General features: G+C 67.0%; 16 protein-coding genes. 7 read left to right on the top strand and 9 right to left on the bottom strand.

What is annotated here, in order from left to right; all coding sequences use genetic code 11:
- Nucleotides 1–4 precede the first annotated feature (4 nt).
- Nucleotides 5–490, top strand: a complete 486-nt coding sequence (locus JYK02_RS18385) for a VOC family protein (protein WP_207052759.1) — start codon at nucleotides 5–7, stop codon at nucleotides 488–490.
- A 13-nt stretch (nucleotides 491–503) separates the two neighbouring features.
- Here the strand turns inward: JYK02_RS18385 and JYK02_RS18380 are convergent, their stop codons facing one another.
- The 3 genes from JYK02_RS18380 to JYK02_RS18370 form a co-directional block, all read right to left on the bottom strand.
- Nucleotides 504–1,061, bottom strand: coding sequence for a hypothetical protein (locus JYK02_RS18380; protein ID WP_207052757.1), 558 nt, complete (start codon nucleotides 1,059–1,061; stop codon nucleotides 504–506).
- A gap of 29 nt (nucleotides 1,062–1,090) precedes the next feature.
- Nucleotides 1,091–1,471, bottom strand: coding sequence for a hypothetical protein (locus tag JYK02_RS18375; RefSeq protein ID WP_207052755.1), 381 nt, complete (start codon nucleotides 1,469–1,471; stop codon nucleotides 1,091–1,093).
- A 97-nt stretch (nucleotides 1,472–1,568) separates the two neighbouring features.
- Entirely contained in the window at nucleotides 1,569–1,838 is a 270-nt protein-coding gene (locus JYK02_RS18370; protein ID WP_242588793.1) for a hypothetical protein, read from the bottom strand.
- Nucleotides 1,839–2,003: 165 nt separating this feature from the next.
- Between JYK02_RS18370 and JYK02_RS18365 the strand changes: the two genes are divergently transcribed.
- Nucleotides 2,004–4,115 carry a DUF4038 domain-containing protein gene (locus tag JYK02_RS18365; protein ID WP_207052753.1) on the top strand — a complete coding sequence of 704 codons (2,112 nt, stop codon included), beginning with the start codon at nucleotides 2,004–2,006 and terminating at the stop codon, nucleotides 4,113–4,115.
- A gap of 153 nt (nucleotides 4,116–4,268) precedes the next feature.
- Here JYK02_RS18365 and JYK02_RS18360 read toward each other — a convergent pair whose 3' ends face one another.
- Nucleotides 4,269–4,997 carry an SDR family NAD(P)-dependent oxidoreductase gene (locus tag JYK02_RS18360; RefSeq protein ID WP_207052751.1) on the bottom strand — a complete coding sequence of 243 codons (729 nt, stop codon included), beginning with the start codon at nucleotides 4,995–4,997 and terminating at the stop codon, nucleotides 4,269–4,271.
- Between the two features lie 112 nt (nucleotides 4,998–5,109).
- Here JYK02_RS18360 and JYK02_RS18355 point away from each other — a divergent pair, with 112 nt between their 5' ends.
- A complete protein-coding gene (locus JYK02_RS18355; RefSeq protein ID WP_207052750.1) occupies nucleotides 5,110–7,659 on the top strand; it encodes a hypothetical protein in 2,550 nt (849 codons plus the stop codon).
- A 33-nt stretch (nucleotides 7,660–7,692) separates the two neighbouring features.
- Here the strand turns inward: JYK02_RS18355 and JYK02_RS18350 are convergent, their stop codons facing one another.
- Both JYK02_RS18350 and JYK02_RS18345 read right to left on the bottom strand, forming a co-directional pair.
- Complete coding sequence (locus JYK02_RS18350) at nucleotides 7,693–8,460, bottom strand: glucose 1-dehydrogenase (RefSeq protein ID WP_207052748.1); 768 nt, start codon at nucleotides 8,458–8,460, stop codon at nucleotides 7,693–7,695.
- Nucleotides 8,461–8,493: 33 nt separating this feature from the next.
- Nucleotides 8,494–9,480: a zinc-dependent alcohol dehydrogenase family protein gene (locus tag JYK02_RS18345; RefSeq protein WP_207052746.1), complete on the bottom strand. Its 987-nt coding sequence runs from the start codon at nucleotides 9,478–9,480 to the stop codon at nucleotides 8,494–8,496.
- 280 nt (nucleotides 9,481–9,760) lie between these two features.
- Between JYK02_RS18345 and JYK02_RS18340 the strand changes: the two genes are divergently transcribed.
- Nucleotides 9,761–10,837, top strand: coding sequence for a lysylphosphatidylglycerol synthase domain-containing protein (locus JYK02_RS18340; protein ID WP_207052744.1), 1,077 nt, complete (start codon nucleotides 9,761–9,763; stop codon nucleotides 10,835–10,837).
- A 6-nt stretch (nucleotides 10,838–10,843) separates the two neighbouring features.
- Here JYK02_RS18340 and JYK02_RS18335 read toward each other — a convergent pair whose 3' ends face one another.
- Nucleotides 10,844–13,030 (bottom strand): molybdopterin oxidoreductase family protein, encoded by a 2,187-nt coding sequence (locus tag JYK02_RS18335; RefSeq protein WP_207052742.1) that lies wholly within the window; start codon nucleotides 13,028–13,030, stop codon nucleotides 10,844–10,846.
- A gap of 282 nt (nucleotides 13,031–13,312) precedes the next feature.
- Here JYK02_RS18335 and JYK02_RS18330 point away from each other — a divergent pair, with 282 nt between their 5' ends.
- A complete protein-coding gene (locus JYK02_RS18330; RefSeq protein ID WP_207052740.1) occupies nucleotides 13,313–14,137 on the top strand; it encodes a hypothetical protein in 825 nt (274 codons plus the stop codon).
- Nucleotides 14,127–17,243 carry a DEAD/DEAH box helicase gene (locus JYK02_RS18325; RefSeq protein WP_207052738.1) on the top strand — a complete coding sequence of 1,039 codons (3,117 nt, stop codon included), beginning with the start codon at nucleotides 14,127–14,129 and terminating at the stop codon, nucleotides 17,241–17,243. The genes JYK02_RS18330 and JYK02_RS18325 overlap by 11 nt, the downstream gene beginning before the upstream one ends.
- Here JYK02_RS18325 and JYK02_RS40910 read toward each other — a convergent pair.
- Together JYK02_RS40910 and JYK02_RS39720 are read right to left on the bottom strand one after the other, a co-directional pair.
- Entirely contained in the window at nucleotides 17,231–17,707 is a 477-nt protein-coding gene (locus JYK02_RS40910; protein WP_431603498.1) for a transposase, read from the bottom strand. The genes JYK02_RS18325 and JYK02_RS40910 overlap by 13 nt on opposite strands.
- Nucleotides 17,626–18,042: an IS5 family transposase gene (locus tag JYK02_RS39720; RefSeq protein ID WP_347402521.1), complete on the bottom strand. Its 417-nt coding sequence runs from the start codon at nucleotides 18,040–18,042 to the stop codon at nucleotides 17,626–17,628. The genes JYK02_RS40910 and JYK02_RS39720 overlap by 82 nt, the downstream gene beginning before the upstream one ends.
- 583 nt (nucleotides 18,043–18,625) lie before the next feature.
- On the opposite strand from JYK02_RS39720, the gene JYK02_RS40435 reads away from it, so the two are divergent.
- Nucleotides 18,626–21,631, top strand: a complete 3,006-nt coding sequence (locus JYK02_RS40435) for an ATP-binding response regulator (RefSeq protein ID WP_207052736.1) — start codon at nucleotides 18,626–18,628, stop codon at nucleotides 21,629–21,631.
- Nucleotides 21,632–21,655: the final 24 nt, after the last annotated feature.

The raw sequence follows: 21,655 nt of genomic DNA, 5'->3' as shown, positions 1-21,655 counted from the left end.
CCCCATGTCCGGTCCCCAGAAGATCGTCACCTGCCTGTGGTGCAACTTCAACGCGGAGGAGGCCGTCGCCCTCTACACGTCTGTCTTCAAGGACTCGAGGATCCTGAGCGTCAGCCGGTACACGGACGCGGGCCCCGCGCCCAAGGGCACGGTGCTGACCATCGACTTCGAGCTCGCGGGACAGCGCTTCATCGCGCTCAATGGCGGACCCGGCCTTCCCTTCACGGACGCCGTGTCACTGAGCGTGGACTGCGACACGCAGGAGGAGCTGGATGCGTACTGGGACAAGCTCCTCGCGGGCGGAGGCAAGCCCGTGCAGTGCGGCTGGCTCAAGGACCGCTTCGGGTTGTCCTGGCAGATCGTCCCCACCTACATGCAGCAGGTGATGCAGGACCCGGACGAGGCGAAGCGGGACCGCGTCATGCGCGCGATGCTGAAGATGGTGAAGCTGGACATCGCGGAGCTGAAGCGGGCGGCGGAGGCGCGGTAGCCGCCGCGACCGCCTAGAACGCGAAGAGCGGCCCGCGCGTCTCCACCTTCAGCTGGCCCTGGTTGATGGCCATGATGAGCCGGCGCAGCAGGTCCTCGCGCTGCTGCATCGTGAGGGAGGGCGCGGACGCGGACAGCTCGCGCGCCTGGGCCTCACCCCACCGGCGGGCGGAGAGGGCCCGGTCCACCACGTCGGTGGTGTGCGCCCACGCCGCGGCGTTCTGCGCCTCCGGCACCGGCGGCTCCTGGGGCGGCCGGCCGTCGTCCTGGGGCCCGGGCCCCTGCGGGGCCACCTGCGCCGCCTGCGCCTGCAACGCGCGGGTCACGGCCTGCTCCAGGCGCGCGTCCAGGTCCGCCGGCAGCTCGGGCGCCCGGGCCGGTGCGCCGGGCAGCGCGGCCACGGGGCCCTGGCGCTGCGCGAGCAACTGGTCGAGGCGCTCCTCCATCCGCTCCAGCCGGGCCTCCAGGTCCTGGGAGCTGGCGGAGGCGCGCTGGCCCTGCACGAACAGGGCGAGCCCCGCGCCGAAGAACATCAGGTTGAGCACGACGAGCGTGCGGCTGAAGGAAGACATGGCGCGGGGCTGCCTCTAACGAACGACGCTCAGGGCTGCTTGGGGTCGTGGTGGGAACCGGTGCCCACCATGATGCTGGTGCAGGCGCCCGTGTTGTCGTAGGCGACCTGCAGGTACGAATCCGAGTTCAGTGAGCGGATCACCGAGACCAGGTTGGCATTGGTGGTGTAACAGCTCGCGTTGGTGCCAATCGAGTCCGTCGCGAAGCACACGCCGTAGCCAGACGAGTTGGTATAGCAATACAGGTTCTGATTGCTGTCCGTGCTGTTGCGGGCCGTCCCCATGCTCCCGCTGAAGAAGCGGCCCACGGTATCAACGGTGACGGGAAAGCCGCCCTTGCTGCCGGCGAAGCTGGCGGTGGACAGACCCATGGCGAGGCACAGACCGAACATCATTCCCATCTTCTTCATGTGGATTCCCCCTGCGGGATGAATGGTTGTCCTGGGCGCTCCAGGCGTTTCCAGGCGCGTGAGAGGATATGCCAGGGCGCTGACGATTTCCAGGCTTTCAGGTGTAGTCCGGGAGCGTGAACCACTCGGGCAATGGGCGCGTGGGGCCGCTCAGCCGCGCCACCGCATCCTCCAGCGCGTCCTGGTTGGCCCAGACGATGTCCGCGTCGCCGTGCTGGCCCACCAGCTCCAGGATGAAGTGGCAGAAGAGGCCGCCATCGCGCGCGGCGGCGAAGCCATACGAACGGCACGCCAGCGGCCGGTGCGCATAGACGCGGCAGGCCTCCTGCCGGGCCAGCGCTTCGACTCGGGAAGTGATCACAGCCACGGCGGCAGGGCCACCAATCATGGCTGCCGGAGATGTCGGCCGCTCGCGCCTCCAGCGCGCGACGCGCTTCGTCTGGCGTGCTCATCGGAGTTCCCTTCTTGCTGCCTGTGTTATGGCGCGCGGCTCCCCCTTCTTCCAAGGAACCTCATCGTGAGACGCGCCTGGATGTCCTTGCTGTGCCTGTCCCTCCTGTCGGCGTGCGGGCCGGAGCCCGTGGTGGCCGCTCCCGTCACCGTGTCCTCGCCCCTGACCCTGTCGAAGCTGCGCGTGAGCAGCAACGGCCGCTTCCTGGTGAAGGCGGACGGCACGCCGTTCTTCTGGATGGCGGACACGGCCTGGCAGCTCATCCCGTACCTCAACCGCGACCAGGCGGCGACGTACCTCCAGAACCGCGCGGACCAGGGCTTCACCGTCGTGCAGGCCGTGGTGCTGGGGCCGCTCACCGGCCTGTACTCCAACGCGCAGGGCGACGTGCCCTTCCTCAACAACAACTTCACGACGCCCGCGGTGACGCCGGGCAGCGACCCGGCCAATGCCACCCAGTACGACTTCTGGGACCACGTCGACTCCGTCGTCGACCAGGCGGAGGCGCGCGGCCTCTACGTGGCGCTGCTGCCCCTGTGGGGCACGCTCGTGCAGGACGGCTATCTCACGCTGTCCAACGCGCAGGCGTATGGCCAGTTCCTGGGCAGCCGGTACGCGGGCCGCTCCATCATCTGGGTGCTCGGCGGTGACGTGAGCCCCGCGGGCTACGAGTCCGTCTGGCGCGCGCTGGCCAAGGGCATCGCCATCGGCGCGTCGGGTTCGGAGGACTACAGCCAGGTGCTGATGACCTTCCACCCGAAGGGCGGCGCCAGGTCCTCCACCTGGTTCCACAACGAGGCGTGGCTGGACTTCAACATGCAGCAGAACGGCCACTGCACGGACACGGACGTCTACAACCGCATGGCCAGCGATTACGCCCTGTCGCCCGCGAAGCCGTCGCTGGATGGCGAGCCGCTCTACGAACAGTTCCCTATCTGCTTCAACGCCGCCAACGGTTTCTCCAACGACTACGAGGTGCGCAAGTACGCGTACTGGAGCGTGTTCGCGGGCGCGCTCGGTCACACCTATGGGCACAACGCCGTCTGGCAGATGTACGCGCCGGGCCGCTCGCCGCAGTTCAGCCCGCTGAGCTACTGGTACGACGCGCTCAACCACGCGGGCGCGGGGCAGATGCGCCACCTGCGCCGGCTCATCGAGTCGCGGCCCATGCTGGAGCGCACGCCGGACCAGGCCCTGCTGGCCTCCAGCGCGGGGACGGGCACGCAGCGCATCCAGGCCACGCGCTCCTCGAGCGGCGCCTACGCCTTCGTCTACAGCGCGTCCGGGCTGGCCTTCACGGTGAACATGGGCCGGCTCACCGGCGGGACGGTGCGCGCCACCTGGTACAACCCGCGCACGGGCGCGGCGAGCGTGTCGGGCACCTTCGCCAACACGGGCACGCGGCAGTTCACGCCACCTGGCAGCGGGGCAGGGAATGACTGGGTGCTGGTGCTGGACGACACCACGCGCAACTTCCCGCTGCCGGGCGGCACGCCGCCGCCGGTGAACGAGGCCTACGCCACGCAGTCCGCGTCGGCGTCGCCCTCCACCGTGGCGCCGGGGCAGACGGTGAACCTGTCGGTGTCCATCCATGCGGCGGGCGCGGCGTCGGGCCGCAACGTGAAGCTCAACGTGCGGGATGCGGCGGGCACCTACCTGGCCGGTGTGCCGTTCGCGAACCAGGCGTTCGCGCAGGGCGAGCTGAAGACCTACACGATGGCCTACGCGGTTCCGTCCACCCTGGCCAACGGGACGTACTGCCTGACGTCGGGCGTGGCGGATGCCACCTGGGCGACCTGGCTCTACTGGGACAACTGCGCGGCGTCGTTCACGGTGTCCAACGCGCCAGTGCCGCAGGTGGGCTTCACGCTCGTGTCCGCGTCCACGTCACCCACGACGGTAGCGCGGGGCGGCACGGTGCGGCTCACCAGCACCTTCCAGGCGGCGGGCGCGGCGAGCGGCGTGAACGTGAAGCTGGACGTGCGCAATCTGGCGGGCACGACCACGGTCGCCAGCAACCCCCTGGCCAACCAGGCGTTCACGCAGGGCCAGACGCGCACGTTCCAGGTGGACTACGCGGTCCCGACGACGCTGGCCCCTGGCGGCTACTGCCTGGCGACCGGTGTCTCCACCGGGGACTGGTCCAGTTGGTACGTGTGGAACGGCTGCGCCGCGACCTTCACGGTGCAGTAGCGGCGCCTCAGTGGACGCGCTTGGACGCGGCGCGTCCGCTGGTCTTCGCTCGGGCCTTGCCGGCGGGCTTGCCCTTGGCGGTGGAGTGGGACGAGGGTCCAGGTTGGATGCTCGCCCACTCCGCGTGCGGAGGTCCCGGCGTCGCGCTCCGGCTCAGCCCGCGGTCCAGCCGCCGTCGATGTCGAGCACCTGCCCCGTGGCGTAGGCGCACGTCGCGAGGAAGAAGGCCGCGTCCGCCATGTCGTGCACGGTGCCTGGCCGCTTGAGCGGGACGTTGCTCACGAGCGCGTCCAGGAACGCGCCGACCTGGTCGGGCGGGACGCCCCAGTCGATGTCCGTGTCGCGGGTGAGCCCGGGGGAGAGGACGTTGACGCGGATGCCCTTGGGCGCGAGCTCCACGGACAGCGAGCGGCCCATGGCGTTGACCGCGCCGCACAGGCCCGCGCCGCCCGCGTAGTTCACCAGCGCCGTGTGGCCCGCGATGCCGGAGCACAGAAGGATGGCGCTGCCCGGGGCCATCTTCGGGACGGCGTAATGGCAGGCGGAGAGCTGGCCGAAGAAGCGGTCGTTGAAGAGGGCCCGCCACGACTGCGAGGGCACGGACTCCACCGCGCCGAACACGGCGCCGCCCGCGCACGTCACCAGCAGGTCCACGCGAGGCACGGAGTCGATGAGCCGCTTCACCTGCGCGTCGTCGCCTACGTCGGTGACGACGCTCCGGGCGCCCCGGCCAATCTTCGCCGCCGCGTCGTCCAGGCGCTGCTGGCGGCGTCCGGCGATGACCACCTCCGCGCCCTCCCTGGCGAAGCGCTCCGCGATGGCGAAGCCAATGCCCGTGCTTCCGCCCGTGACGACCGCGATCTTCCCGTCCAATGCGCCCATGTGTGTGTCTCCTTGGAAAGACATACGAAGAGAGCGGACCAGTCTGGCTCTTTCTCCCAGGGGCCTGGAGCAGACGGTGCGCGACGCCCCCGGACCGGGGTAGACACACGGCATGTCCGCCCTGCTCGACAGCGGCGTGCGCCCGGGCGCCGAGGTGCGCTGCCCTGGATGCATCCGCTTCATCCCTGCTGACGCCGCGTGCCCGCATTGCCTGTGTGGTGCCATCCCTCCGGAGCGCTATGGCTCCGCGCGGGCGTTGCTGAAGTCCGGAGTGGATCGCTTCGCCCTGGCGGCCCGCACCGCCGCGCTGGAGCCCTCACAGGTGGCGGTGCTGGAGGCTCGCTACGCACGGCAGTGGGGCGCGGTGCTGCGACTCGCCGAGGACGCGCGGCGCATCGAGACCCACCTCGTGCAGCGCGGCTTCACGCGGGAGCTGGAGGACGCCTGGGCGCTGATACTGCCCATCGAAGAGACGGCCCTGGAGGAGATGCTCGCGCCCTTCAGCCCCATGCCGGACTCGCTGATGTGGCTGGCGGACAAGTCTCCGGATCCGACCCTGCGCCTGCTGGCCGCGCTCGCGTGCGTGCACCAGGGCGACGGGTCGCGGGAGGCCCGCTTCTCCGTGAGCAACCAGTTGCTGCACGGCGAGGGGCGCATGGCGGTGGAGGCCATGCTCGCCCTGACGCGCTGGCGCAACGGCCTCTCCCCGCGCCTGAGTCCCGAGGAACGCGAGCGGATCCGCCTCCTCGCCCTGGGCGTGCTCGACGTACCGGAGCTGTCCTCGCGCGCCGCCGTCGCGTGGTCGCGCGTATCGCGGGAGGCGACGCCGGAGAGCGTCTCCGCCGCGCTGCACCGGGGGCTGTATGGCCAGGACGCCGACGTCCGCTTCGAATGCGCCCTGTGCCTCCACGACGAGATGGAGGTCTCCCAGGCGCTGGACTCCACTGACGCGGACGTCGCCCGCTTCGCGCGGCGCATCCTGAGCCAGTGGGGCTCGCGCCGGCTGCTCGCGCGGTTGCGGCAGGACGGCGACGCGGCCTTCGCGAAGGAGGTCCTCCGCGAACTGCCCTCGCCTCCGCCCGAGGGCGCGCTGGAGGCGCTGCTCACCGTGTCGCTGCGCACGGTCGGGTCGCTCGCGAGTGAGCTGCTCTCCTTCGCGAAGCGGCTCTCCTTCCGCGCCTGGGGCGTGGAGGGTCAGCAGCAGTGGGCCCGCTGGGCGCGCTCGGTGCTGCGCGACCTGCCCGCGGAGACCGCGCTGGACTTCTTCGAGTGGGCCGCCACGCCTCCCCGCGACGACGACGAGGCTCCCGAAGAGGAGGAGTCCGAGGCGATGTGGGCCTTCCTGGAGGAGACCGTGCACGCCATCGACCGGGGCACGACGAAGGAGCGCATCGCGTGCTTCGGGGACACCGCGTTCGCGCGCTTCCTGCACCACTCGGGCGTGGACGAACAGCGGCGGCTGAACGACTGGGCCCGCGATGCGTACAGCGGCAACACCCTGCTGGAAGCGTTGATCACCTTCCCCTCGCGGGCCCGGAGCATGGGCCTGGTCCCGGACACCCGGATTGAAGAGAAGCACCCCGACCCGGGACACGCGGGCCGGCTGCTCATGGCCGTCTGGGAGGGGCCGGGCCAGCACCTCCTGGTGACGCCGCTGTCGCGCGTGGTGCGCTCCTGGAGCGCCCTCTCCGGCCGGGAGCTGCTCGTCGAGGCCGTCTGGCGGCGCTTCCAATCCCATCCCGCGGAGCGCGGTGCCCTGCTCACCGCCTTCGCCGGCTGGCGCAACCACCTCTGGGAATACCAGTGCGAGGTGGAGCCGGATCCGCTGGCGCGCTTCCAGTCCTGGTGGCGCGTGGATCCCGAAGGGCTCTACCAGCAGACGCGATGGCTGCTGGACGACGCGCCGGTGGACGCGCTGCCCCGGCGGCTGCGCGCCCTCTGGGACGCGGCGGAGGAACTGGTGGTCATGCGCCCGCGCACCGCGTCCCTGTCCGTGTCGAGGGGCGCCATGGCGCTGCGCAACGGGCTGGAGTCCCGCGACGCGGCCGTCCTCCCGGCGCTGGACGCGGAGCTGGACCACTTCGAGGCGTGGCTGCCCGCCTTCGAGCGGCGCGTGCGCACCACGCCGTCCCCGGCGGAGGAGTCGGACATCCAGCGCGACTTCCTGGACGACACGCACGACGCGCTGCGGATGATGCGGGAGCGCCGCGAGCGCAGACGCGAGAACGAGGAGCGCGAGCGCCGGCGCGAAATCGACCGCCAGGTGGCCGAGTCCCGCCGCCGCGACCAGGAGCGCCGCGCCGAGGTTGCCCGCCGCGACGCCGAGGCGCGCGAGGCCCAGCAGGCCATCGAACGCGAGCAGCAGGAGACGAAGGCCCGCGTGCAGGCCCAGTTGATGCTGTCCACGCTCCAGCCGCGCGTGCCGCCCAAGCCCGTGGACCAGGAGGTGGTCTTCCCGGAGACGGCCTTCCCCACGCTCGTGGACTACGCGCGGATGATCATCGCGATGCAGCGGGGCGCGGACGTGATGAAGCTCTTCGACACGCTGGGGCTCACGCCCGTCACCTGGGCCGCGCAGGCGAACGCCTGGGGCCAGCGGATGGTGGGCCGCATGGAGCTGGCCCTGCGCTTCGGGGAGCTGCTGACGGCGCCCTGGGAGTGACGTCCCCGGGCGCCGCCGTGAAGGCCCGGGGCGCTACTGCGCGGTGGCGCCGCCGTCGAGGACCATCTCCGCGCCGGTCATCAGCTTGGACTCGTCCGACGCCAGGTACACCACGGCGTTGGCCACGTCGTCCGGCTCACCGAAGCGGCCCGCGGGGATGCCCTTGAGCATGCGCGCGCGCGTCTTGTCCGCCTGGCCGCCGGCCTGGGCCAGCGCCTCCACCATGGCCGTCTCCACGTAGCCCGGGTGGATGGAGTTGCAGCGGATGCCATAGCCCTTGTACGCGCAGTGCAGCGCCACGGACTTGGACAGCATGCGCACGCCGGCCTTGCTGGAGCAGTACGCGGGGAACTGCGGCACGCCCACGAGCCCCGCGATGGAGGAGATGTTGATGATGGAGCCGCCCTGCGACTTCGTCTCCCGCATCACGCGGATGCCGTGCTTGCAGCCCAGGAACACGCCGTCCAGGTTGACCGAGTGCACGAGCTTCCACTCGTCCAGGGACATCTCCTCGATGTCCTTCACGATGCCCATGCCCGCGTTGTTCACCAGCACGTCCAGCCGTCCGAACTTCTCCACCGTGCGCGCCAGCGCGCTCACCCACTGGTCCTCGCGCGTGACGTCCAGCGCGACGAACAGGCCCGCGTCGCCCAGTTCCTCCGCCACCGCGCGAGCTTCCGCCTCGCGCCGGTCGGTCACCACCACCTTCGCGCCCTCGCGCGCGAGCAGCCGCGCGGACGCGGCACCCAGGCCCCCCGCGCCGCCCGTCACCAGGGCCACCTTGCCTTCGACTCGCTTCATGGTCGTCGTTCCTTCATGTGAGCGGCGGGTGCTTCACGCCGCGGGGTTGGGGGTGAGGAGAATCTTCCCGTTGCGGCCCGGCTCCAGCGCGCGCTTCACCGCGTCGTGGATGCGCTCCAGCGGATAGGTGCCGTCCACGGGCGCCTGGAGCGTGCCCACGCCCATCAGCTCCGCCAGCCGCGCGAGCGTGGCGTTCTGCTCCTCGCGCGGGGCGTCGCGCAGCCAGCGCGTCAGCCAGAAGCCGCGCAGGGTGACGTCCTTGAAGATGGAGGCCGCCGCGGACAGCTGGGGCCCCTTGCCGCTCATGGCGCCGTAGTTCACCAGCACGCCGCCCGTGGCCAGACAGTCGCCCACCCTGCGGGCGGAGTCGCCGCCCACCGCGTCGATGCCCAGCCGCACCTTCGCGCCGCCCGTGGCCGCGCGCAGCTGCTTGGGCAGCTCATCCGTGTCCAGCAGCACCGCGTCCGCGCCCTGGGCCTTGAGCTCGTCCGCCAGCTCCTGGCGGCGCACGACGTTGGCGGTCTTCAGGCCCATCACCTGCGCCAGCGTGATGAGGTAGCGGCCCACCGCGGAGTTGGCGGCGTTCTGCACCACCCACTCGCCGGGCTGGAGCGTCACGAACTGGCGCAGCATCAGGTAGGCGGTGGGCGGGTTGATGAGCAGCATGCTCGCCTGGAGCAGGTCCAGGCCCGGCGGCACGGGCAACAGCTGCGCGGCGGGCGCGGTGAGGTGGGTACGCCAGGTGCCCGCGCCCAGCGGCAGGAACACGAGGTCGCCCACGTTCACGGCGTCCGTGCCGGCCACCTCCACCACGCGGCCCACGCCCTCGTTGCCGGGCGTGGCGGGCAGCTTGGGCAGCACGCCGTACTCACCGGAGAGGGTGAGCAGGTCCGAGGGGTTGATGGGCGTGGCCAGCACGGCCAGCCGCGCCTCGCCGGGCTTCAGCGGCACAGGCGGCTCCTCCACCACCTGGACGACATCGGGGGGCGGCCCGAAGGCCGAGAAGCGCACTGCTTTCATGGCATTGCTCCCGCGCTGTGAAGGCGGCGCCACCCTAACCGCCTTCCGCGCTGCTGCCGAGCGTGCGCTGTGACTCCACGCGCGGTGTGCATCCGCGAGTGGATGGATCCGCCCGGCCTGCATTCGTCGCCCGCGGGGCGCGGTGCTCTGTCCACCCGAGGACGCGAGAGGAAGGAGGCTACCGGCCGTCGACGATCGGGCCTCGCCATGAAGGTGGGGGCTGCACAGGTTCCGAAATGGACCCCTCGGTGGGGCGGGTGGGGACGGGCGAGGAGGGCGAGTGAGCAACGTGCACCACGAAGGGGCCCTGGCCGGGCCGGGGGCCGTCGTCAGGGAGGGGCTTTCCACCACACCGTGCGTCTGGAGACGCAGGCTGCTCACGGTGCTCAAGCCCCTGTTCGCGATGGGGGGCCTGGGCATGCTGGGCACCCTGGTGCACAAGGCCGGCGCGGGGGAACTGAAGGCGACGCTCGCGGACGCGCTGCCGCTGCTCCCCTGGGTGGTGTTCCTCGAAATGGGACGGCAGGCCTGCGACGCCACGGCGACGCGCCTGTCCTATGGCGCCCGCTCGGGGCAGGTTCCCCTGTCGGTGTTGGTGAGGGCGCAATTGATTGGCACCGCGGTGTCGAGCATGGCGCCCGCGGGCCGGACGGCGGCGGAGGCGACGAAGGCGACGATGTTGACGCCCTACACTGGCGGCGCGGCGGCGGCGGCGGCGGCGGCCACGTCGCAGTCGGCGTCGCTGGGGGCCGGAGGGCTCATCTCCTTCCCGTGCGCGCTGGCGGCCTACGTGATGACGGGCTGGAGCGCGTTCACGGTGGCGATGCTGGTGCACGGCTTCGTGTTGCTGCTCGCGTCGCTGGGCGTGCGCGCGGCGCTCCGGGCGAAGCGGCTGGGCGCGTGGATGCGCAGGCGGTGCGGGAAGTGGGGCACGCACGCGGAGGCATTCCAGACGTCGGTGTGCGCCGGAGGGCTGTGTCCGTGGCGGCCAATGCTGGCGTTCCTGGGCAGCCGGGTGTTGCAGGTGATGCAGTACGCGGTGCTGGCGCACGCGGTGGGCATCGACGCGACGGTGGTGCAGGCGCTGTTCACGCAGGGGCTCTACCTGGTGGCGCTGGCGATGGGCTCGCTGGTGCCCGGGCAGGTGGGCGTGACGGACGGCATGTTCTCGCTGGCGGCGGGAGCGATGGGGACCACGGCCGCGAAGGCCATGTCCATCGCGCTGCTCGCGCACACGGTGCAGGCGGTGTTCGTGCTGGTGGGGGCGCTCACGCCGCTGGTGTGGCGCGCGAAGGCGAAGGTGGCGGCCGCCGCGCCGGTGGTGCCGCCCGTGCTGCCCGCGCCCGTGTACCGCTGAAGAGCCTCAGGCCGGACGCACCTGCACGGGCGTCCCGCTGAAGGCCGCGTTGCCACTGACGACGTCCAGCGCTTGATCATCCGTGAGGTCGTTGATGCTGGCGCCCGCATGCGCGCTGGCGACCTGCTGGCGGATGCCCGGACGCTGGTGGCCGTAGCCGTGCGGCAGGCTGACGACGCCGGGCATCACGTCGGCGGTGACGGCGACGGGCACGGTCACTTCACCCACGCGCGAGCGGATGGTGGCGTTCACGCCATCGGTGAGCCCGATGCGTGAGGCGTCGTCCGGGTGGATCATCAGCGTGCAGCGCGGGCGGCCCTTCACCAGTCCCGCCACGTTGTGCATCCAGGAGTTGTTGTCGCGCAGGTGCCGCCGGCCGATGAGCAGCAGCTCGCCCTCGCGGGGGGCCGCGTCGTCCGGGAACGCGGCGCGAAGCCGGGCCACGTCCGCGACGAACAGCTCCGGCGCCAACTGGATGCGCTTGGAGCGGTTGCGGAGCCGGCCGGGCAGGCTGGGCTTCAACGGCCCCAGGTCGATGCCATGCGGCGCGGCGCGAAGCTTCGCGAGCGACAGGCCGTGCTTCTTGAGCGGATGGAAGCGAGTGCCATACGGCCCCATGCGAAGGCCCAGGTCGAGGATGCGCTCCGGCCCCAGCCGCTTGAGGGCCTGGTGCTGGAGCCGGGCACGAACGCTCCGCCCCTTGCGCAGGGTTTCCAGCCGGTGCTGGAGCTCCAGGGCAATCTCCCAGTCCTGCAAGGAGTCCGGACCCGCTTGGAACACCGGCGGCGAGTACTTCGCCGTGTTGCGCACCGCGAGCACGTGGAACACGAGGTCGTAGTGCCCGCGCTCCAGCAGCGACGCGGGCGGCAGGATGTAGTGCGCGTGGCGCGTGGTCTCGTTGAGGTACGGATCCACGCTCACCATGAAGTCGAGCTGCCCCAGCGCGGCGTCCAGCTGCGTGCCATTGGGCGTGGACAGCACGGGGTTGCCGGCCACGGTGATGAGCGCGCGGATGCGTCCCTCGCCTGGAGTGAGGATCTCCTCCGCGAGCGCCGCGACGGGCAGCTCCCCGGAGGATTCCGGCAGGCCGCGGACCCGGCTCTTCCAGCGGCCATGGCTGCCAGGGCCCACGCCGAACGCGCGAGGCCCGCCGATGAGGTCGAAGGCGGGCAGGGTGAAGAGCGCGCCGCCCTCCCGGTCCAGGTTGCCGGTGACGATGTTGAGGACGTTGATGAGCCACTGGCAGAGCGAGCCGAACGGCTGCGTGGACACGCCGACGCGCCCGTAGCAGACGGCCCCATCCGCGGCGAGGAAGCCCCGCGCGATGCCGCGAAGCACCTCCGGCGCGATGCCGGTGTGCAGGGCCGTGCGCTCCGGAGCGAAGTCCCGGACGAGCGGCACCACGGTGTCCAAGCCGTCCACGAACGCCGCGAGCCGGCCCATGCGGTGCGCGTTGCCTTCCAAGACGACGTGCAGCAGGGAGAACAGCGCGAGCGCGTCCGTGCCAGGACGGATGAAGACGTGCTGGTCCGCGATGCCCGCCGTCTCCGTGCGGCGCGGGTCGATGACCACCACCTTGCCGCCGCGCTCCTGGATGGCGCGCAGCCGGGCCCGCACGTCCGGCGTCGTCATCAGGCTGCCATTGGACGCAAGCGGGTTCGCGCCCAGCATGAGCATGTACCGGGTGCGGTCGATATCCGGGATGGGCACCAGCAACTGGTGGCCGAACATGAGGTGGGCCGCGAGCTGGTGGGGGAGCTGATCAACAGACGTCGCGGAGAACCGGTTCCGTGAGCGCAGCGCGCGAAGCAGCATGGGCCCGAACATCATCGCGCCCAGGTTGTGCACGTTGGGGTTGCCCAGGTACGCGCCCACGGCGTTCGGTCCGTGCTCCTTCTGGAGGTCATGGAGCCGCTGGCTGATGTCGCGGAACGCGTCCTCCCAGGACACGCGCTCCCAGCCGGACGCGGTGCGCTTCATGGGGTGGCGCAGCCGGTCCGGGTCCTCGTGCAGGTCGCGCAGCGCCACGGCCTTGGGACAGATGTGCCCTCGGCTGAACGGGTCCTCCGCGTCGCCCTTGATGGACGTGATGCGCCCGTCCGCCACCTCGATGCGCACGCCGCACATGGCCTCACACAGGTTGCAGGTGCGGAAGTGGACGTTATTCTGACTTGAGATTGCGCGCAATGCCATTGACTTAGCCTATCTCAATTTGATGAGTGAGCCGAAGCTGCGGTTTTACTGGGCTGGGCGTGAGTACTCAGGAAACCGTACAGCAACCTAACCGCAGCGGCCTTCGGTGAAGGGTTGACGCCGGGTCGTGAAGGACACCAAGAGGCTCAAGGAATTTGGCTCGGCGTTACGCCTGTGGCTCTCCATAAGGCACAGCGGCAGTATGCTAGATTGCTATTGCGGCATCACAGAGCTTAAACGGTCAATAGATACTGGAGCTTGTTTGTGCCTTCTAGAAGCAAAGTGCGCCCCCCGCTGCAGGTTCGATGGCTGTTTGATACGGGCGAAAAGCTGCAGGGCGCTAATGGCTGCGAAATATCGGTTTGGGAGTTGAGACACGAGAATGACGATGGCGTCCTATCTGACTGGGCTCGTCATTTTCGAAGCCACTACTGTGCGGACAATAAAATCGACATTCTGCGGGATGGGACAGGCCATTCGCGTGGTGAGTATCTTAATACCTTGAAGTTCCCTGATCCCGCCGTTGCCCCAGGTCCCAGTATCCGGGCCGGAGATTTCGCGGAAATATTGATAGCCGATTATGTTGAATATTTACTTGGCTTCTGGGTTCCGCGCACCCGGTATGCAGACAAGATGGTTCGAAATGAATCGCCGAAGGGAAGTGACGTTGTTGGGTTTAAGGTCGTGTCTGCTGGCCGAGAGTCTGTAGATGATTTGTTGTTGGTTTTTGAGATTAAAGCAAGGCTTTCTAGTGACTCCCCCTCAAGCAGACTACAGGATGCGGTCGATGATTCAGCAAAAGACCTGAGGAGACGGGCCGAGTCGCTAAACGCTATCAAGCAACGCTTGGTGGCTGAAGGGGGGAGTCTCTCGCTAAGTCAAGCTAAGAGAGTGGCGAGGTTTCAAGACCTAGTTGCTCGGCCGTATAAAGAAAAATTCGGTGCTGCGGCAGTTATTTCGTCGGATGCCTTTGATCGAAATGTCATTAGGCTGACCGATGTGGCGGCACATCCGGCAAGGGCTAATGTGCAGCTCCTGGTTGTTCATGGCGTCAATCTGATGTCCTTGGTGCATGAGCTGTACAGGAGGGCTGCAGATGAGGCCTGATGCAAAGTCGTTGGGCTTGCTGCGTGTGACAAGGGCAAAGGCGAAGATGTATGAATATGCAGTTCCAGCTGGAGAGCATATTGAGCTCTCCTCACGGCCCGCTGATCTGCTTGTTCTTACGATAGGTATTTTAGGTGACTTGACTGCAGAGAGTAATGGTTCGGGTGGCGACGAGAATCCAACGGGAGAGTCATTGCGCTTTGCGGCTCGCTACTTTGATGCATTTAGGCAGTCTCATCTTGCAGGCTCGTTGGATACCTATCTGTTGGTGCTTGGGGCCGCAGCGTACTATCTATGCGGGTTGCCCGGGAGTGCAAAAGTTCTAGTTGATGAAGTCGACTTGGATAATTTGGAGCTAGAGGTAGATGGATTGGAGGTTTTGCTTTCATGGGTATTGCAGGGAGACTTGATTAGTCCTCCTGTTGCTAGGCGCGGTAGGTATGAAGAGTCGATCCATGTGATTGGTCGAGCGCTGGTGGGGCATATGTCTGGCGGCGGTGAGACGTCGCTTCTTTTGGATTTAGTGGGTCGGTTGCGAGCCTATGCGTATAGTGCTGGAACTGCGCGTGAGTTGCTTTTTGCGGATGTGATAGCTGCTGTTGTTCGGCGTAAGTGTGAGAACTCTAGTTGGCGCTGTCTGCCGCTCTACTCAGGTCTTGAAGAGGGAGTTTGGGCAGATGTTTTGAGCAACCCGAAATTCATTCGAGAATTTTGGCCGGCTCAGCGCTTAATTGGAGAGCAAGGAGTGTTGAAGGGCGGTTCCGCAGTGATTCAAATGCCCACAAGCGCCGGAAAGAGCCGGGCAATTGAAATTATTATTCGGGCTGCATTTTTGGGCGGACGAGCCTCCCTGGCAGTTGTTGTTGCTCCATTTCGCGCCCTTTGTCACGAGATCCGCGACAACCTAGCAGAGGCGTTTCGTGGCGAGTTGGTTTCCGTTAACGAATTGACGGATGTTTTTAGAATGGATCTTGATGTCGACGAGATAACGTCTGGGTATGGCGTAGTTGTTGTGACGCCAGAAAAACTCGCTTACGTCCTGCGGCATGCGCCGGAACTGGCCCATAAGGTTGGTTTGATCTTCTTTGATGAGGGGCACCAGTTCGATGCCGGTGTTCGCGGCGTCACGTATGAATTGCTTCTAACGTCACTGAAGCGAATGCTTCCTGGTCATGTTCAGGTGGTGATGATTTCCGCAGTTATATCAAACGCGGAAAGCATTGGTGATTGGCTTGGCGGAGAGCGCCTGCGGGTTGTATCAGGGCGCGATTTGCTCCCTACGGAAAGAACAGTTGCCTTTGCGAGTTGGCAAGATAGGCTAGGGAGGCTCGAATTTGTTGAGCCGCTTGCTCCTGAACAGCAGCGGTTTTTCGTGCCGCGTGTGATTGAGGAATTGCAGCTTCAATTGAAGCCGCGCGAGCGAGCAGTTCGCTATTTCCCCAATAAGGATAGTGGAACGTCAATCGCATTGTATCTGGGGATTAAGCTGTCTGCCCAGGGTAGTGTAGCGGTCTTTTGTGGAACGAAGGCCGTTGCAATGGCCATGTGCGATCTCGTGGTGGATATTTTTGAGCGAAATGTTCCAATGATTGCCCCGGCTGTGCACTCAGATAGTGCTGAGGTGCGCCTGTTGGGAGACTTGTTTGCGAGCAACATGGGTGAGGATGCGGCTGTGACTGCTAGCGCGCGAGCCGGCGTCTTTAGCCACCACGGCAATATTCCCCACGGTGTTCGGCTAGCTGTTGAGTATGCAATGAAAATGAATCTCGCAAAGGTGGTGATATGTACCTCCACCTTGGCGCAAGGGGTGAATCTCCCAATACGGTATTTGATTGTTTCGAGTGTGTGGCAAGGGGCGGAGAAAGTTACTGCTAGAGACTTTCACAACCTGATTGGGCGTGTCGGCAGATCGGGAATGCACACTGAAGGTAGTGTCATCTTCTCGAATCCAGAAGTATACGACCTGAGAAAGAGTTATGCTGGTAGGCGGTTGTGGTCTGAGGTTAAGGATTTGTTGAGGTTTGAGTCGGCGGCCCCATGTGCTAGCTCGTTGTTGAAAATGGTTTTGCCTCTAGATGGCGATCAACCTGGTGTTCAGTTGGATGTAGATCCGTATTCAATTGCAGAGTCGTACGTTGCAGGCGCTTCAGTTGGAGCTGTGTGGGCGTTCGAAATGGCTTCGGCCCATGCTGAGATAGGGTTTTCGATACCCAGCTTAGAACGACAGTTTCTGGAGAGGTGGGCTAGTTTTGCAGCTGTGGAAAGCTTCCTGATGGCACATCTTGAGGACGGCGAGCCTGAAGACTTGGATGCACGCCTGTTGGATGTGGTGGGCGAGACCTTGGCTTTCTACTTGGCTGAGGATGATGAGCGAGACAGGTTGGTGGAAGTGTGTGCGTTGTTGGCCAGGAATGTTCAAGAGAAGATTGGGATATCTGAACGGCGCCCCGTGTTCTCAAGGATGATGTATGGTGTTGATGAGGCGGTTTCAATTAATCTGTGGGTTGTTGACAATGTTGAGCGAATGGAAGGCTCGGGTGGTGAGTTTGGCCTGTTGTCGGTTGTTTGGCCGTTGATGGTTGCTCGGTTTAGGGGGCATGCTTTTCATAAGTTTGAACCAAATGATTTTCTTTTTTATGTGGCCAGTTTGTGGATTGATGGATTTTCTTTCGGGGAGATTTCTCAAGTTGTGGACTTTGTTCAGGCGCGTTTTGTTCATGGGGAGGTCGGGCGTGCTGTTCGAGTTGAGCATTTAGTTGAGTTGTGTGAGGGATGTGTGGGATTCGAGGGTGCACTTGCTCTGGGGGCCGTGGCTGAGGCTCTAGGGTTGGTTCGTCCTGACTTGCAGCAGCTTGGAATGGCGCTGCGTACGCTCCAGGCTCGGGTGAAGTACGGCCTGCCAGATGGGGCTTCTGTTTTTGTGTATGAGCTTGGTTTGGCTGACAGGGAATTGGCGCAGGAGGTTGCTGGATGTATTGGTGAGTGCTATTCGCGGGAAGCAGTGTTGTGGGCGCTGTCCCAAGAACATGCTGCGGTGCGTGAAGTGCTTCTTAGGTACCCATCCTACTTTGCAGGAGTGTTTGATGGGATTGTTCAATCGTCGTAGTGAATCGTGGGTGTCGTCGGTGAGTATGGCTTGGAGAAGACTAGGGGCTGTCCCTGATTAACGCAGCCAGAGAAGCATGGATGCGACGTGGAGGACGGCGAGGTAGCAGGTCGCCGTCTTGTCGTAGCGGGTAGCCGCAGCGCGAAAGCGCTTGAGGTCGTGGAAGAAGCACTACACCCGGTAGCGCAGCCGATAGAGGGCGCGGTCCAGCGGAGGCGGCTGCTTTCTGCTGGGGTGGGATGAATCACAGGCGTCATCCCCGCCTTCTCGGCATTGGTGCGAATACGCTCGGCGTCATAGCCGGTGTCCGCAATGAAGGCGTCGCCCTCGGCGTGCACCAGCAACTCCTCCGCTATGGTGGACTCATGCTGCTGGCCGGGCGTTACCTCGATGTGGAGCGGCTTACCGCCCGTCGTTGTGACGGCATGAACCTTCGTTGAAAAACCTCCTCGAAAACGCCCCAGAGCATTTCTTCGGCCCCCTTTTCGCCCGAGGCGTCCTGGTGCGCTCGGACGACAGATGCATCCGCGAGCGAGCCGCGCTCATCCACTTCCAGTCGCAGGGCCTTGAAGATGGCTTCCCATCTGCCGGCCTGCACCCAGCGGTGGAAACGGTTGTAGACCGTCTTCCAGTGGCCGAACCTCTCGGGCAGGTCGCGCCACTGCACGCCCGTCTTCACCCGCCAGATGACGGCGTTGATGAAGTCGCGGTCCCCACGCTTCGAAGGTGGTCCGCTGCGAGAGCCCAGGAGGGGCTCAAGGCGGCTCCATTCGGCATCGGTCAGCTTATGTCGGCGCACAGCCAGCGTTGATCACGCCTGACGCTGGCTGGAAACCTCCAGAGCCGCTTCGGCGCTGGGTCCAGTCCCAAGGTTCGATCCGCCAGGTTGATTTTCGGGCTGGAGATCAAGGACAGCCCCTAAGGCACTTCGGCCGCGACGCCGCGCTGCTCGCCCAGCGCCACCAAGTGTAGCAGCGCGCTCGTGTCCGCCACCCCGAGCGCTGGAGCCGCGACACCCGCGACTGGACGTCAGCAGGCCCCGTGCGCCTCAGCCCCTCACGGGAAGTGCATGAGCTGAAGCGCATCGGTTGTATCCGCTCACGCGACAACTACCTTGACGCTCACCGCCTCCGCCACCTCGATGCGCACGCCGCACATGGCCTCACACAGGTTGCAGGTGCGGAAGTGGACCTGGGACGGACCGGGAGTGCTCATGGGTGGGGAGCCTACGCCGGCTTCCCCGCGTGGGGGACCGTTGGGTGATGGACGGTCCAAATGCCCGGGAATCGGTCTTTCTCCTTGAGGGCTCGTACCGGGGTACTTATCTCCTCACGATGGCGCCGCTCCCCGGGAAGCTCGAATGGCTTGCAGGCGGGGGCGAGATGGCCGCCCTCATCGCCTCACTCGACTGGTCGAAGTCCCCGCTGGGGCCCATCGAGTCGTGGCCCCAGAGCCTGCGCACGACGGTGAGCCTGTGCCTCGCGTCGAACTTCCCCATCAACATCATCTGGGGCGAGGGTCACACCCAGATCTACAACGCCGGCTACCGCGTGGTGTGCGGCGCGGCGCACCCTCGCGCGATGGGGGAGAGCTACCGGGTCACCTGGGCGTCGGCCTGGCCCGCGATTGGTGAACCGTTCGAGCGGGCGCTCGCCGGGGAGACCTCCTTTCTCGAGAACGAGCGGATGTTCCTCGAGCGCAACGGCTACCCGGAGGAGACGTTCTTCACCTACTCGCTGAGCCCCATCCGCGACGGGTCCGGCAAGGTGGTGGGCCTCTTCCATCCGGTGACGGAGACGACGGCCACGATGCTCGCCGAGCGGCGGACACGGGCCCTGCGCGACATCGCCGACAGCGCGGGGCAGGCGTTGATGTTCGACGAGGCGTGCAGCCTGCTCCTCGCGACGCTGGGCGAGTACGCCTTCGACCTGCCCTTCGCGCTGCTCTATGTGACCGCTCCCGACGGCACCCAGGCCCGGCTCCAGGGGCAATGCGGAGTGCCCGCGGGCGCGCCGTTCGCGCCGGACGTCATCCGCCTCCAGGACGCCGGGGAGGAGGGGACGTGGCCGCTGGCGCGCGCGGCGAGGAGCGGACGGGCGGAGCCCGTCACGGACCTGGAGGCCCGGTTCGGGCTGGTCGTCGCGGGGCCGTACCCGGAGCCCCTGAAGTCGTCGTTCGTGCTCCCGGTGCGCGTGGCGGGCGTGGACGCGCCCATCGGGTACCTGGTCATCGGGGTGAGCCAGCGGCTCCCTCTCAACGACTCCTACCGCACCTTCGTGGAGGTGCTGAGCGGCGCGGTGAACGCGGCGCTCGGGAACGCGCGGGCCTACGAGGCGGAGCGGCGCCGGGCGGAGGCGCTGCTGGAGATTGATCAGGCGAAGACGGCCTTCTTCAGCAACGTGAGCCACGAGTTCCGCACGCCGCTCACGCTGATGCTGGGGCCGCTGGAGGACCTGCTGGCGGGATTGAGAGGGGCGTTGCCGGAGGAGGCTCGCGGGGAGCTGGCGGTCGTGCACCGCAATGCCTTGCGGCTGCTCAAGCTGGTGAACGCGCTGCTCGACTTCTCCCGCATCGAGGCGGGCCGCGCCCAGGCGCACGTCGAGCCCACGGACCTGTCCGTCCTCACCCGCGACGTGGCGAGCGCGTTCCGCTCCGCCTTCGAGCGCGCGGGCATGCGGCTGGTGGTGGACGCGGAGCCCCTGGAGGAGCCGGTCTTCGTGGACCGGGAGATGTGGGAGAAGATCGTCCTCAACCTCGTGTCGAACGCGTTCAAGTTCACGCACGCCGGGGAGATCCGCGTCGAGCTGAAGCGCGACGGCGGCTTCGCGCGGCTGACGGTGCGGGACACGGGCATCGGCATTCCGGAGCAGGAGCTGGAGAAGGTGTTCCAGCGCTTCCACCGGGTGAAGGAGGCCCGGGGACGCACGCACGAGGGCAGCGGCATCGGGCTCGCGCTCGTGCAGGACCTGGCGAAGCTCCACGGTGGCTCGGTGGAGGTGAAGAGCGTGGAGGGGCAGGGCTCCTCCTTCTCCGTCCGGGTGCCGTTCGGCAAGGGGGCCTGGGCGGGAGTGGCCGCGCCGAAGGACGCGGAGCGGCTGCCCGCCAACCCCGTGCGCATCGATGCCTTCGTGGAGGAGTCGCTGCACTGGTCGGCGGGCCCCGAGGCGTCGCCAGTGCCGGTGACGGAGCCGGGGCCCCGGCAGCGCATCCTGCTCGCGGACGACAACGCGGACATGCGCGACTACGTCGGGCGCCTGCTGGCCTCGCGCTACGACGTGACGGCGGTGGCGAACGGGGCGGAGGCCCTCCGCTCGGCGCGGGAGTCGCGGCCGGACCTGCTGCTGTCGGACGTGATGATGCCGGTGATGGACGGCGTCCAACTGGTGCGCGAGCTGCGCGCGGACGAAGCGCTGCGCACGCTGCCGGTCATCCTGCTGTCCGCGCGCGCGGGCGAGGAGGAGACGGCGAGCGGGCTGGAGCTGGGCGCGGACGACTACCTGACGAAGCCGTTCGCGGCGAAGGAGCTCTTGGCCCGCGTGCGGACGCAGCTCACCATGGCGGCCATGCGGCTGCGGGCGGCGGAGCAGGCCGCGCACGCGAAGCAGTTGGAACAGCATCAGCAGGCGTTGGAGTCGCTGCTCAAGACCCGTGATGAATTCCTCTCCATCGCCTCCCATGAATTGAAGACGCCCATCACCTCCCTGCTGCTGCAATTGCAGATGGCGGAGCGGTACGTGAAGCCGGCGGAGGGGCGTGTCGTGAGCCCCGAGCGGCTGCCGCGAGCGCTGAAGGTGTCGCTGGTCCAGGTGGACCGGCTGACGCGCCTGGTGGAGGACCTGCTGGACGTGGCCCGCATCCGGACGGGCACGTTCGCGCTCGACGTCCGGGAGGTGGACCTGGCGCAGCTGGCCTCGGACGTGTTGGAGCGGCTGTCCGGGCAGCTCACGCAGACGGGGTGCCCGACGCGGCTGGACGCGCCGCACGCGCTGCCGTGGCACGTGGACCTGCACCGGTTGGAGCAGGTGCTGACGAACCTCATCACGAACGCGATGCGGTACGCGCCCGGCGGCCCGCTGGTGGTGCGGTTGCAGGAGCAGGGAGACGGGGTGCGCATCGAGGTGCGCGACCACGGCCCCGGTGTTCCGGAGGCGCAGCGGGAGAGCATCTTCGACCGGTTCGACCGCGGCCTCGCGAACCGCCACACGGGAGGCCTGGGCCTGGGCCTCTTCATCTCCAAGCAGATCGTCACCGCCCACGGCGGGAGCATCTCCGTGGAGGACGCGCCAGGAGGAGGCGCCTGCTTCGTGGTGCTGCTGCCCCGGAGCACGGGTTCCGTGACGCCCCGCGCCATCCATCCCCGGCTACTTGACAACCGGGGAGTCAATTGAGCCCCCAACAGCCTTGCCTTGAGC

The sequence above is a fragment of the Corallococcus macrosporus genome (assembly GCF_017302985.1).
Taxonomy (GTDB): domain Bacteria; phylum Myxococcota; class Myxococcia; order Myxococcales; family Myxococcaceae; genus Corallococcus; species Corallococcus macrosporus_A.
Note: the sequence above shows the minus strand (reverse complement) of the source record. Positions and strands in the feature narration are given on the sequence as shown.